This window comes from Pseudomonas sp. 29, from assembly GCF_002754355.1.
GTDB lineage: Bacteria > Pseudomonadota > Gammaproteobacteria > Pseudomonadales > Pseudomonadaceae > Aquipseudomonas > Aquipseudomonas neuropathica.
The window spans coordinates 4,545,537-4,558,365 of sequence record NZ_PEEY01000001.1 but is presented as its reverse complement, the minus strand read 5'-3'; the positions used below and the strand labels follow the sequence as shown (position 1 = coordinate 4,558,365).

The window sequence follows — 12,829 nt, the reverse complement described above, 5'->3', positions numbered from 1 at the left end:
AAGGCTCAGGTTAGTTCAATGCGATCAGCATGAATAACGATCTTGCCTTCCTTGTACAGCGCACCGATGGCCTTCTTGAAGTTGCCCTTGCTGACGCCGAACAGGCTGCTGATCAACGCTGGATCGCTCTTGTCGCTGACCGGCAACGTGCCGCTGTTGTCACGCAACTTGGCGAGGATCTTCGAGTTCAGGCTGCTCGCAGCTTCCTGGCCAACCGGTTGCAGGCTCAGGGCGATCTTGCCGTCGGCACGCACTTCCTTGATGTAACCCTTCTCGCTCATGCCGGCGCGCATGAACTTGAAGATTTCGTTCTTGTGAATCAAACCCCAGTGCTTGTTGTTGATGATCGCCTTGAAGCCCATGTCGGTGGCTTCGGCAACCAGCAGATCAACTTCCTGACCCTGACTGTAATTGGCCGGAGTCTTGTCGAGGTAGCGATCCAGTCGCGCAGTGGCGGTGATACGGCGGGTGTGCTTGTCGAGGTAGACATGCACCACGCAGTATTCGCCGGCGGTCATCTGGCGCTTCTCTTCGGAATACGGCAGCAACAGATCCTTCGGCAGCCCCCAATCGAGGAACACACCGATGCTGTTGACTTCAACGACTTTCAGACTGGCAAATTCGCCGACCTGCACTTTCGGTTTTTCCGTGGTGGCGAGAAGTTTGTCTTCGCTGTCCAGATAAACAAAAACGTTGAGCCAATCTTCATCTTCGGTCGGAATATCTTTTGGGATATAACGATTAGGCAAAAGAATCTCGCCATCGGCACCGCCATCCAGATATAAACCGAAGTTAGTGTGTTTAACCACTTGCAAACTGTTGTAACGCCCGACTAAAGCCATTTCCAGAACCCTCATTGCGTGGGCGGCATTCTACCCGTTTTTATCGTGGCCGTCGGGTGACAGATCGGCACGCTTGTGAAACCGGTTCAACACCTTGATTTTCCTCGGGCGCAGCCGGGCCGAGGTGCCGCTCGTCAGACAGGCACGAACGCTCATGACTGAATATTTCAATGCACGCGCACATAAATGTTGTTATTTAAAACAGCAGGTTAGCCGGATATTTCGAATATTGGATCGAGAATAATGCAGCAATGCGGTTGGTTATTCCGGGGGATATTTACCAAGCAATTGTCAAGTTATTCCTGTACGATGCCTGGCCGAGTTACTTTTCTACAGGTTAATGGCCGCCATGCGTGTAAAAGCATCCTCCAGCAAAGCAAAGCCAGCTCCAGCCGTTGAAACCAGCGAATCGATCAACGATCAGATCGCAGCGTTTCTCAAGTCTGGTGGCGAGATTCAGCAAATTGCCAAAGGCGTCAGTGGCCAGACATTCGGCCCGTCCAAGCAGATCAGCCTGGGCAAGAAGTAACACCGGTTTTACACCCGTCCAGAGGCGCTTTGAGCTTTGAAGCGCCTGGACTGGCACCGCGTAACCTCCCTCCTTTTTAAACAAAATTCCTTGTGAATCGACGAACGGCCTTCAATGCCGATCATTCGCCGGTATCCTTGCACGCGTCTAGATCAAGCGTTTCAGCAGGCCCGCCTTCCTGCGCTCGCTGTTCATGGAGTGACGCATGCGCAAATCTTCCTGTTTATTGCTCGTAAGCCTGATAGTCGGCTCGACCGCGCACGCGCAGATTTTCCAGCGTGAACTCGGCGACTTCGATCTCAAACTCGGTACCACGCCCACGCGCAGCATGGCTCAAGGCCTGGTCAAACCGGCAGCCGTCGGTTCGTTCCATGGCGGCCTCGACCTGAGCCACGACAGCGGCCTCTATGTCGGCCAGTACGCACCGAGCATGGGCATCTCCCCGGGCAAGAACCTCGAAATCGACTCCTACGTCGGTTTTAAACAACCTTTCGATCAGACCCTCGGCTATGAAGTCGGCATGATCCACTACAGCTATCCCAAGGTAGACACTCTCGACAGCCAGGAGCTGTTCGGTGGCCTGACCTTGCTCGGCAGTCGTTTCGGCGTGGCCTTCAGCAATGACCCGGATAAACAGAACAACACGTTGTTTGCCGATCTTGGCGGCAACCAGCCATTCGGCATCGGCGTCAGCATGAAATACACCACCCACCAACTGAACACGCCAGTGGCCGTGGACGGTGGTTATGTCGGCAGTTTTACCGATTGGTCGGTGAAATTGTCGCGACCGTTCATGGGCGTCGACCTCGATCTGATCTACAGCGACTCCAGTCTCAGCGGCAGCGATTGTTCGGCCTACTCCGGGCACAACAGCGAGTGCGACGGCCTCGTCACCCTCAAGGCTGCGCGCGCGTTCTATTGATCGGCTGAACTGCCGGGTTCATTCTGCGTTCACATAGGAATCAGTTCCTCGAAGCCAGGCTCACGCAAGGATTCGCCCATGTCTCGCTGGTTCAAACACATCGCCGCGCTACTGATCTTCACCCTCGCCCTCGGCGCTTGCAGCCGTGTCGGCCTGGCCTATCGCAACCTCGACGTGATCATTCCATGGACGCTCAGCGACTATCTGGACATGAACGGCGAGCAGAAAGACTGGTTCAACGAACGCCTCAAGGACCACCTGAGCTGGCATTGCACCACGCAATTGCCGGGCTATCTGGACTGGCTTGATCGCCTGCAGACCATGGTCGAATCCAATCAGGTCACCGATGCCGCGTTACAGGCGCGCACTGCGGAAGCCAAGCAGGCCATTGCCGAAACCGCTCGAGAGATCACCCCGTCGGCGATCGAGTTGCTGCAAGGGCTGGATGACAAGCAAGTGGCCGAGATGAATGATGCGTTTGCCAAGGATCTGCGCAAGCGTCAGCAGGAATACCTCAAGCCGCCGCTTGATCAACAAATTGCCGAGCGTGGCGCGCGAATGGTTAAACGTCTGAACGACTGGCTGGGGCCATTGAGCGCCACTCAAGAACAGCGGGTAATGGCGTGGTCGACCGCGCTGGGCGATCAGTACACCCAATGGATCGCCAATCGCGCCCATTGGCAGAAGCAATTCAGTGCAGCTGTCGCACAACGCAAAAGTCCCGAATTCCCACAGAGAATCGAGACGCTTCTGGTCAATCGCGAGAGTTTATGGACAGCCGATTACCGCAAGGCCTTCGCCGAAACTGAAGCGCAGGGACGCTCTCTGGCGGTGGACTTGATGGCCGAAAGTACGCCGCAACAGCGTCAGCGGTTGTTAAAGAAAATCGAAGGAGTGCGCAAAGACTTCAACGAGCTCAAATGCCTCAAGGCCGCGCAAAAAACCTGAAGACACCTACATCCAATTGTAGGAGTGAGCCTGCTCGCGATAGCGGTGTTCCAGTCAACATTGATGTCACTGGAAGACCGCTATCGCGAGCAGGCTCACTCCTACAGGGGATCTGCGTAAGCTCAGGCGATCTGGGCTTTAGACGCCACTTCCTCAAAGGTCGCCTCGGCCAGCGCATCCTCTTGCTCATCCAGCACCTGACGCGGGTGATCGTTGCCAGGAATGCTGCTGTCGATCAGGCTCAGCAGGCTGGAACCGCGAGGCGTCAGAACAAAATTGTTTCCCGTGCTGCCCTCCTCATCCGGACGCGGTGCGATGTAGCCGCGCAACAGCAGCAACCGTTCATAATCGCAGGCCAGCGTTTTCAGATGATCCAGATTCTCGATCGGCTCGCCGGCGCTGGCTTTCGCCGCCGCATAGTCTTCGGCGTAGGCTCGAGGGGCAAAACTGTGGCCGGCACTGTTCTGCACTTCATGCAGCAAGCGTTCAATCAAATCCCAATTATATTTCGTCATCCTGATACAACCTCCGGTGCGCGTGATTTATGGCGCGTTCATAGGTTGTGACCGGAGTGGCTCGCAGCCGTTCAGCCGCATTTCCCGCAGCGACCGACCGGCGGTCTGTCGATCCTGCGCAGGGTTAAACGACTAGTCTGAAACAGGCTTCAACCCCGCAGGAGAAATCATCATGAACGTTGAGAATCATCCGGTGGTATCGCGCGAAGAATGGCTCGCCGCCCGTAAGCAGCATCTGGCCCATGAGAAAGCTTTCACCAAGGAACGCGATCGCCTCAGCGCCGAGCGTCGAGCCTTACCATGGGTGAAGGTCGACAAGGACTACCACTTCCAGCGTCCGAACGGCGAGTTGAAATTGGCTGACCTGTTTGGCAAAAACAGCCAATTAGTGGTTTACCACTTCATGTTTGCCAAGGACTGGGAGGAAGGTTGTCAGGGTTGCTCGTTCCTCAGTGACCACATTGATGGCGCTAACCAGCATCTGGCCCATCACGACATCGCCGTGGTCGCTGTGTCCCATGCGCCCTTCAACGAATTCCAGGCGTTTAAACAACGGATGGGCTGGAAGTTTGACTGGGTGTCGTCAGAGGGTTGCGACTTCAATTATGACTTCGGCGTTTGTGCCCGGGCTGAGGATGTCGCGGCGGGAAAGGCTACGTACAACTACGAAAAGACTGACAGTGCTGAGGAGGAAATGCCGGGGTTGAGTGTGTTTTATCGCGATGAGGCCGGGGAGATTTTCCACACCTACTCGACCTACGCTCGCGGTCTCGACATGCTGGTCGGCGCCTATAACTACCTCGACCTCACGCCCAAGGGCAGGAATGAAGACGAGATCATGGAGTGGGTGCGGCATCACGATCGCTATGAGCTAGCGACAAAATCCAGTTGCTGCCACGGTAACTGAAAGCCTTTTGTGGGAGCGAGCTTGCTCGCGCCCATAGAGTCTGAACTTTTCGCCAGTTTCGCCGCTCAACCGGTTAACCCGCCTTAACCGGAACTGAGGCCTGCCCATGAAAACCCTGATCAAGCTCACCCTCGCCGCCACCTTGGCCTGCGCCCTGCCCGTCTGGGCCTGCACGCCGGAGGAAGCCACCGAAAAGCGCGAACAACTGGCCAAGGAAGTCGCCAAGCTCACCGAACAGAATCCGGCCAAGGCCAAGGAGATCAACGCCGAGTTGCAGAAGATGGATCTGGGCACGGCCAGTGCCGATCTGCCGGATAAATGTCAGTTGATTGATCAGCGGTTGAAAGAGTTGGGCACGGCGGAGAAAAAAGCGGAAAGCTAAAAGCCAGATCAAAAGATCGCAGCCTGCGGCAGCTCCTACATCGATCCCTGTAGGAACGGCCGAAGGCTGCGATCTTTTGCTTATGGAAATGCATTAATGCATCTATTTATTTGCATTAACGCATATCCACATCTACGGTTACATCGAGCAACGAGATCGGAACCCGCCATATGACATGGCAACCCGTGAACACCGATCGCTCGGCAACACCGCAACACCCACACAAGCTGGACGCTTGTTTTCACTCATGGAGGATTGAAAAATGTTAACAACAGCAGCAACACAATTCACCGGCGAATCACTGCCAAGGTGCCTGGCCGGTCACCTGCTCGACCCGCAACTCGCCGAAGTCGAAGCCGCTGAACAGCTCAGCGCCCGCGCCGCTGGCAGCCTTAACTTCAATATGCAGAAACAGACCCAGACCAACTGGTGCTGGGCCGCCGTGTCCGCTTCGGTCGGCAACTATTACGGCACCGGCAACTGGACGCAGTGCGGCGTGGCCAGCACCCAACTGGACCGCAATTGCTGCAATCAGCCGGGGCCGTGCAACGTCTACGGCTATCTGGATTCCGCTCTGCAAACCACTCGCAGCTACAACGGCATGAATCAGGGCTCGCTGCAGATGTCGGCCATCCGTAACCAGATCAGCATGGGCCGCCCGGTCGGACTGCGCTGCGCCTGGTACGGCGGCGGTGCGCACTTCCTGACGATCTACGGCACCAACGGCGATTACGTATTGGTTGCAGACTCGATCTACGGCTATTCGACCCGCGCGCTGAACGCGTTCCCCCGCGCCTACAACGGCGGCGGCAACTGGACCCACACTTACTTCACCGTGAAAAACTAGGAGGGCGAGATCATGCAACTGACTTATCCAAAGGCGCCTTCCAACGGCGTACAGACCTTGCGCCCGGCGCTGCAAGCGGCACTGCAAACCCAAGGCTTTGGCGCCAATCGCCAGTTCGCCAATGCAGCACCTGCGAAGATCAGCCTCAGTGAGGCCTATCGCGGCTACTCACTGAATCTGGAAGACCTGAGCCACGGCAAAGGTCTGAAAGACGCACGAATCGGCGACTGGCATTACCTGGTGTTTGCCGACGGCGTGACGATTGCCGATGCGCAACTGGCCGAGGTGCGCGGGCATGTCGAATTCGCCTCGTTGAACCACGGCGATCACGCCGCCGCTACGGTGGCTGCGCTGAAACTGGCGGAACAAGCGCCGCAATTGCAGGGTAAAACCGTTGAGCTGCGCGTGCTGTTTGTCTCGGCACTGCACGTTGTCGCAATCTGGCTGCACGCCGACGGTGAGGACGTGCTGATCCCGATCGAGCCGACGCCGAAGGAGCTGGCGGTCACGCGGTTGTACAGCGAGGCAGCCTTGCTCGCAGCATTGAAGCCGGCGGCCGATCAAGCCAAACGGCGCTTTGATGCCGACACCAGTGGTCAGCTCGGCAACTGATGGACGAAAAAAACCCGGACACTGTCCGGGTTTTTTATGCTCGCTAGAAACGCCTTACTCAGCCGCAGGCTCTGCTGGCTTGCGACGCTTGAGCGGTGCCATGCCGTCGCTGCTCACCAACGAGTCAGGCTTCGGACGATTGACGCTCTTGCGCTTGGTCGGCGTCTTGGCGGCAGTTTTCTTCTTGTCACCCTTGGCGTCGGTCTTTTTCTTCTTCACACCAACGGCTTTGCCCGAGGCCTTGACCTTTTTCGGTCCGCCGTAGGTGCCTTTGACTTCCTTGATGGTGCGGCGCTCGAAGCTCTGCTTCAGGTAGCGCTCGATGCTCGACATCAGGTTCCAGTCGCCGTGGCAGATCAGCGAGATCGCCAGACCGTCGTTGCCGGCACGACCGGTACGGCCGATGCGGTGCACGTATTCGTCGCCGCTGCGTGGCATGTCGAAGTTGATCACCAGATCCAGGCCATCAACGTCCAGACCACGGGCCGCGACGTCGGTGGCGACCAGAATCTTCACGCCGCCCTGCTTCAGACGGTCGATCGCCAGTTTGCGATCCTTCTGGTCTTTCTCGCCGTGCAACACGAACGCTTTGTATTCCTGAGCCACGAGGCGGCCGTAGATGCGGTCGGCCATGGCGCGGGTGTTGGTGAAGACGATGGCCTTCTGGTAGGTCTCGTTGGCCAGCAGCCAGTTCACAATCTGCTCTTTGTGCTGATTGTGGTCGGCGGTGATGATCTGCTGACGGGTGGTCGAGTTCAGCTGGCTGACCGCGTTGAGCTGCAAGTGCTCAGGGTTGTTCAGTACCTTGCCGATCATCTCGCGCAGGCCGGAACCACCGGTGGTGGCCGAGAACAGCATGGTCTGCTGACGGTTCGGGCATTCGTCAACCAGACGCTGTACGTCTTCGGCGAAGCCCATGTCGAGCATGCGGTCAGCTTCGTCGAGCACCAGCACTTCGACTTCTTTGAGGTCGAGGTTGCCGGCGTTGAGTTGCTCGATCATCCGGCCCGGGGTGCCGATGAGGATGTCCGGCACTTTGCGCAGCATCGCGGCCTGGACCTTGAAGTCTTCACCGCCGGTGATCAGGCCGGACTTGATGAAAGTGAACTGCGAAAAGCGCTCAACTTCCTTCAGCGTCTGCTGGGCCAGCTCGCGGGTCGGCAGCAGGATCAGCGTCTTGATGCTGACGCGGACCTTGGCCGGGCCGATCAGGCGATTGAGAATCGGCAGTACGAAAGCGGCGGTTTTGCCGCTACCGGTTTGCGCCGTCACCCGCAGATCACGCCCTTGGAGCGCCAGCGGGATGGCCGCGGCTTGCACAGGCGTTGGCTCGACAAATTTCAGCTCGGCCACAGCTTTAAGCAGGCGTTCGTGCAGGGCGAATTGGGAAAACACGGGTGCTACCTCGAAGATATGCAAAAAAACAGCTGCATAGGTTACCGGTTTCGAGCGCTCAGGCCGAGTTTCTTTATACAAACGGACGTAATCAGTGGCTTTTTTGTTGCTCGATTTGTCTTCAACGGTAATACACGGCGTCTTAAATGCTCTAATCGCCCATCGCGTCTTACAGAAGAATCGTTGCTCATATGGATTTCAAACAGCTCTGGCACAACGCCCAAGACCTCTGGGGCACCCTCGAACAGCATCCGTTCTTGCAGGCTGGCCTCGCACTGACCGTGCTATTGGTCATCGCACTGGTGCTCGGACGAGTGGCGCGTTACCTGATCCTGCACGCCAGCCGCATGCTCGGACGCCAGCCGGCGTTGCACTGGATCAATGACTTTCGCCATAACAAGGTGTTTCAGCGTGTGGCGCAGATGACGCCATCGCTGGTCATCCAGTTCGGCCTGCATCTGGTGCCGGAACTGAACAAAACCGCGATGACCTTTCTCGGCAACGTCGCGTTGTCGTTCACCATTCTGTTCCTGCTGCTCTCGGTCAGCGCTCTGCTCAATGCCCTGCTCGACATCTATGCGCGTACCGAACATGCGCGTACGCGCTCGATCAAAGGCTACGTGCAACTGGCGAAAATGGTCCTGTACGTATTCGGCGCGATCATCATCGTCGCCACGTTGATCGACCGTTCGCCGCTGTTGCTGCTCTCCGGTCTGGGTGCAATGTCGGCGGTGATTCTGTTGGTCTACAAGGACACCCTGCTGTCGTTTGTCGCCAGTGTGCAGTTGACCAGCAACGACATGTTGCGCGTGGGTGACTGGATCGAGATGCCACAAGTCGGCGCCGACGGCGATGTGGTCGACATCACCCTGCACACGGTCAAGGTGCAGAACTTCGACAAGACCATCGTTTCGATCCCGACCTGGCGGCTGATGTCCGAGTCGTTCAAGAACTGGCGCGGCATGCAGCAGTCCGGCGGGCGGCGGATCAAGCGCAGCCTGTTCATCGACGCCAGCGGTGTGCGTTTCATCCGCGATGACGAAGAGGAAAAGCTCTCCCAGGTGCACCTGCTCACCGACTACATGAGCCGCAAAAAAGCCGAGCTCAAGGCATGGAACGAGGCGCAGGGCAATGTCGCGGCGATGTCGGCCAACCGCCGGCGCATGACCAACATCGGCACGTTCCGCGCCTATGCGCTGGCGTATCTGAAGAGTCATCCGGAGATTCAGCCGAACATGACCTGCATGGTCCGGCAGATGCAGACCACGGCGCAGGGCATTCCGCTGGAGATCTACTGCTTCACCCGCACCACGGTGTGGGCCGATTACGAGCGGATTCAGGGGGATATTTTCGATTATCTGCTGGCGGTGTTGCCGGAGTTCGGGCTGAGTCTGTATCAGCAGCCGAGTGGTGGGGATTTGCGTTCCGGGTTGCTGCCGGCGGTACTTGGCGCGGCGAGCATTCCCGAACCACAGAAACACCTCATGTAACCCAAAGATCAAATGTGGGAGCGAGCCTGCTCGCGAATGCAATGTGTCAGTCGACCCATACTTATCTGACCCAGCGCCTTCGCGAGCAGGCTCGCTCCCACAGGGGTTATGCAGCGACCGTTTTTTTTCGGATGCCCAGTCGGCTGATCCATACGGCGGCAAGGATGACGCTGCCACCGAGGAACAATCTTCCAAGTTCCTCATGCTGATTCCAGATCAGCAAATTCAGCAGCAACCCCACCGGCACATGCAGATTGTTCATCACCGCCAGCGTGCCGCCGTTGACCATGCACGCACCCTTGTTCCACCAGTACATGCCCAGCGCGGTCGAGACCAGGCCGAGGAACAGCAACACGCCCCATTGCAGCGGCGCTTCCGGGAGGAAGTTGGCTTTGCCGAACATCAGGAATGCCGGCAGCACCACCGCCAGCGCGCCGAGGTAGAAGAAGCCGAAACGCCGGTAATGCGGTAGATCGCTCGGGTGTTTCGCCACCAGATGCTTGTACATCACCTGACCTGCGGCGTAGGTGAAGTTGGCCAGTTGCAGCAGCAGGAAGCCCATGAAGAAGTCCGGGCTGATGCTGTCGAAACGAATCACCGCCGCCCCGCCCACCGCGACCAGCGCGGCAATCAGCGCCCACGGATTGAAGCGCCGGTTCAGGGCGTCTTCGATCAACGTCACGTGCAGCGGCGTGAGGATGGTGAACAGCAACACTTCCGGCACCGTCAGCACGCGGAAGCTCAGGTAGAGGCAGACGTAAGTTACGCCAAACTGCAAGGCGCCGATCATCAGCATGCCGCGCATAACCGAAGGTTCGACCGAGCGCCAGCGGGTCAACGGAATGAACACCAGCCCCGCCAGCACCACGCGCACCAGCACCGCGAAATAACTGTCGACGTGACCGGCCAGGTATTCGCCGATCAGACTGAAGGAAAACGCCTGGATCAGCGTGACAAAAAGTAGATAGCCCATGCTCGCCCCTAATTTGAATGGCGGCGACGATAGCGGTTTTTGCGCCAGACCGCGAACCCACGGACAACGCCGACTCCTGTGGGAGCGAGCTTGCTCGCGAAGAGGCCGTGTCAGTAAACATCGTTGCTGAATGAAATATCGCTTTCGCGAGCAAGCTCGCTCCCACAAGGATCTGATGACATTCAACGAATCGCAGACAAAAAAAAGCCCGATCTCGCTAATGCGTTCAATCGGGCTACAGCACTCAGGAGCAACAAGTGCAAAGGGAGGTTCGATGCGCGTAGAGCCTTGAAGGGGTTGCGCCAGGTCACTTAAACAATCGGCGATTATCTGGGGATTAACCTATCAAGCGACCTGGGACAGCTTGGCATTGGCCTGATTCAGGCCCTTCTCCTGAAAGTCGCCACCGAGGTTCATGCCCTCGGCGTGAATGAACGTCACGTCGTTGATGCCGATGAAGCCCATGACCTGACGCAGGTACGGTTCCTGATGGTCGGCCGGGCCGCCGGCGTAGATGCCGCCGCGAGCGGTGAGCACGTAGGCACGTTTGCCGCTGAGCAGGCCTTGGGGGCCGGTTTCGGTGTACTTGAAGGTCACGCCGGCACGCAGCACGTGGTCGAGCCAGGCCTTGAGGGTGCTCGGGATGGCGAAGTTGTACATCGGCGCGGCCATCACCAGTACGTCGGCGGCGAGCAACTCATCGGTCAATTCGTTGGAACGATCCAGCGACGATTGCTCGTTGGCGTTGCGCTGATCGGCAGGCTTCATCCAGCCACCCAACAGATTGCTGTCCAGGTGTGGCACCGGGTTCACGGCGAGGTCACGCACAGTGATCTGATCGTTGGGATGCGCTGCTTTCCACTGACTGATGAAAGTCTGGGTCAGTTGACGGGAAACCGAGTCTTGCTGGCGGGCGCTGCTTTCGATGATCAGAACGCGGGACATGGTGTGTAGCCTCCATCCGAGAATGTTGTAGGTCGATGGAGTGAAGGTTAAACAGAGTCGAATCGATGAAAAAGCGCAAATAATTGCTGCAAAGCATCGAATAATTCGTTTAGATGCTGACACACACCTTGTAGGAGTGAGCCTGCTCGCGATAGCGGTGTGTCAGTTAACACAGATGTATCTGACACACCGCTATCGCGAGCAGGCTCACTCCTACAAGGGATCGACCGTTATTTCGGGGTGCAGGTCAGTTTGATGCGCAGCTTGATGATCTCGCGGGTGAACTTGGCCGTGGCGTTTTTATGTTTGCCGGCTGCCACTTCGATGTTGCGGGTGCGCGGCGCCTCGGGTCCATTGGTGAAGACGGCCTTGCACACTGCGTCGACATCACCGTAGTTGGCCACCCGAATCGAGCCGATGTCGTTATCGGTATCGAAGGTCTCGTAATCGATCTTCATGCCGTTGAGATCCTTCTGCACATCGATCGGGTAAGCAAAAGCAGTCAGCGGCAGCAGCGCCAGCAGCACACAACAGAATTTTTTCATTCGGCAGTCTCCATGAGGGACGGCCAGCTTAGGACAAGAGGAGCTATTGATGAAAGCGCCCCGCGTGACCCTTGATCAATGGCGAACATTGCAGGCCGTGGTCGACCACGGCGGATTCGCCCAGGCCGCCGAGGCCTTGCACCGTTCGCAATCGTCGGTGAGTTACACCGTCGCCCGCATGCAGGACCAGCTCGGCGTGCCGTTGCTGCGCATCGACGGGCGCAAAGCCGTGCTCACCGAAGCCGGCGGTGTGTTGCTGCGCCGCTCGCGGCAACTGGTGAAACAGGCCAGTCAACTGGAAGACCTCGCCCATCACATGGAGCAAGGTTGGGAAGCCGAAGTGCGGCTGGTGGTCGATGCAGCCTATCCAAGCGCACGCATCGTCCGCGCGCTGACCGCGTTCATGCCGCAGAGTCGTGGCTGCCGCGTGCGTCTGCGTGAGGAAGTATTGTCGGGTGTCGAGGAGGTGCTGCTCGAAGGCGTGGCCGATCTGGCCATTACTGGCCTGAGCATTCCCGGCTACCTCGGCGCGGAATTGAGCGACGTAGAGTTTGTCGCCGTCGCCCACCCCGATCACCCGCTGCACCGGCTCAACCGTGAACTGAGCTTTCAGGATCTGGAAACCCAGATGCAAGTGGTGATCCGCGACTCCGGCCGCCAGCAACCACGGGATGTCGGCTGGCTCGGCGCCGAACAGCGCTGGACCGTTGGCAGCCTCGCCACAGCGGCGACGTTCGTCAGCAGCGGCCTCGGTTTTGCCTGGCTGCCTCGCCACATGATTGAACGAGAGCTGAAGGATGGCTCGCTCAAGCTGCTACCGTTGGACAGGGGCGGCAACCGCAACTCCAGCTTCTATCTGTATTCGAACAAGGACAAACCCTTGGGCCCGGCCACGCAAATCCTCATCGAACTGCTGCGCACCTTCGACACTTTGCCGCTGGACGCCCCGTTCGCCGCCCCTGAACAAGCCTGACACG

The 12,829-nt window shown here is 57.9% G+C and carries 15 protein-coding genes; 9 read left to right on the top strand and 6 right to left on the bottom strand.

The features are described from left to right. Positions 1-5: 5 nt before the first annotated feature. Complete coding sequence (locus tag CLU80_RS21160; protein WP_095049293.1) at positions 6-842, bottom strand: CvfB family protein; 837 nt, start codon at positions 840-842, stop codon at positions 6-8. 340 nt (positions 843-1,182) lie between these two features. On the opposite strand from CLU80_RS21160, the gene CLU80_RS21155 reads away from it, so the two are divergent. From CLU80_RS21155 to CLU80_RS21145, 3 genes are all read left to right on the top strand, one after another. Further along, positions 1,183-1,371 carry a PFL_1563 family small protein gene (locus CLU80_RS21155; RefSeq protein WP_170844885.1) on the top strand — a complete coding sequence of 63 codons (189 nt, stop codon included), beginning with the start codon at positions 1,183-1,185 and terminating at the stop codon, positions 1,369-1,371. A 205-nt stretch (positions 1,372-1,576) separates the two neighbouring features. Then, the gene (locus CLU80_RS21150; RefSeq protein WP_093438058.1) at positions 1,577-2,293 is read left to right on the top strand and encodes a TorF family putative porin; all 717 of its coding nucleotides are present in this window, start codon (positions 1,577-1,579) and stop codon (positions 2,291-2,293) included. A gap of 78 nt (positions 2,294-2,371) precedes the next feature. Further along, positions 2,372-3,241 (top strand): DUF6279 family lipoprotein, encoded by an 870-nt coding sequence (locus tag CLU80_RS21145; RefSeq protein WP_099758295.1) that lies wholly within the window; start codon positions 2,372-2,374, stop codon positions 3,239-3,241. 122 nt (positions 3,242-3,363) lie between these two features. On the opposite strand, the gene CLU80_RS21135 is transcribed toward CLU80_RS21145, so the two are convergent. Then, the gene (locus tag CLU80_RS21135; RefSeq protein ID WP_093438066.1) at positions 3,364-3,756 is read right to left on the bottom strand and encodes a transcriptional regulator; all 393 of its coding nucleotides are present in this window, start codon (positions 3,754-3,756) and stop codon (positions 3,364-3,366) included. Between the two features lie 172 nt (positions 3,757-3,928). Between CLU80_RS21135 and CLU80_RS21130 the strand changes: the two genes are divergently transcribed. From CLU80_RS21130 to CLU80_RS21115, 4 genes are all read left to right on the top strand, one after another. Then, entirely contained in the window at positions 3,929-4,663 is a 735-nt protein-coding gene (locus CLU80_RS21130; protein WP_099758294.1) for a DUF899 domain-containing protein, read from the top strand. A gap of 106 nt (positions 4,664-4,769) precedes the next feature. Continuing rightward, entirely contained in the window at positions 4,770-5,045 is a 276-nt protein-coding gene (locus CLU80_RS21125) for a hypothetical protein (protein ID WP_093438074.1), read from the top strand. A 262-nt stretch (positions 5,046-5,307) separates the two neighbouring features. After that, positions 5,308-5,892: a C39 family peptidase gene (locus tag CLU80_RS21120; protein WP_093438078.1), complete on the top strand. Its 585-nt coding sequence runs from the start codon at positions 5,308-5,310 to the stop codon at positions 5,890-5,892. Positions 5,893-5,904: 12 nt separating this feature from the next. Next, complete coding sequence (locus CLU80_RS21115) at positions 5,905-6,504, top strand: hypothetical protein (RefSeq protein ID WP_093438082.1); 600 nt, start codon at positions 5,905-5,907, stop codon at positions 6,502-6,504. 54 nt (positions 6,505-6,558) lie between these two features. Here the strand turns inward: CLU80_RS21115 and CLU80_RS21110 are convergent, their stop codons facing one another. Continuing rightward, positions 6,559-7,899 (bottom strand): DEAD/DEAH box helicase, encoded by a 1,341-nt coding sequence (locus CLU80_RS21110; protein ID WP_038358505.1) that lies wholly within the window; start codon positions 7,897-7,899, stop codon positions 6,559-6,561. 191 nt (positions 7,900-8,090) lie between these two features. Here CLU80_RS21110 and CLU80_RS21105 point away from each other — a divergent pair, with 191 nt between their 5' ends. Continuing rightward, positions 8,091-9,389, top strand: a complete 1,299-nt coding sequence (locus CLU80_RS21105) for a mechanosensitive ion channel family protein (protein WP_093438086.1) — start codon at positions 8,091-8,093, stop codon at positions 9,387-9,389. A 106-nt stretch (positions 9,390-9,495) separates the two neighbouring features. Here CLU80_RS21105 and CLU80_RS21100 read toward each other — a convergent pair whose 3' ends face one another. The 3 genes from CLU80_RS21100 to CLU80_RS21085 form a co-directional block, all read right to left on the bottom strand. Continuing rightward, positions 9,496-10,362, bottom strand: coding sequence for a carboxylate/amino acid/amine transporter (locus CLU80_RS21100; protein ID WP_099758292.1), 867 nt, complete (start codon positions 10,360-10,362; stop codon positions 9,496-9,498). Positions 10,363-10,707: 345 nt separating this feature from the next. Then, a complete protein-coding gene (locus tag CLU80_RS21095) occupies positions 10,708-11,307 on the bottom strand; it encodes an FMN-dependent NADH-azoreductase (RefSeq protein ID WP_099758291.1) in 600 nt (199 codons plus the stop codon). Between the two features lie 230 nt (positions 11,308-11,537). Continuing rightward, complete coding sequence (locus CLU80_RS21085) at positions 11,538-11,852, bottom strand: hypothetical protein (protein WP_016985956.1); 315 nt, start codon at positions 11,850-11,852, stop codon at positions 11,538-11,540. 49 nt (positions 11,853-11,901) lie between these two features. Between CLU80_RS21085 and CLU80_RS21080 the strand changes: the two genes are divergently transcribed. Continuing rightward, positions 11,902-12,825 carry a PA3225 family LysR-type transcriptional regulator gene (locus CLU80_RS21080; protein ID WP_007914443.1) on the top strand — a complete coding sequence of 308 codons (924 nt, stop codon included), beginning with the start codon at positions 11,902-11,904 and terminating at the stop codon, positions 12,823-12,825. The last annotated feature ends 4 nt before the right edge of the window (positions 12,826-12,829 follow it).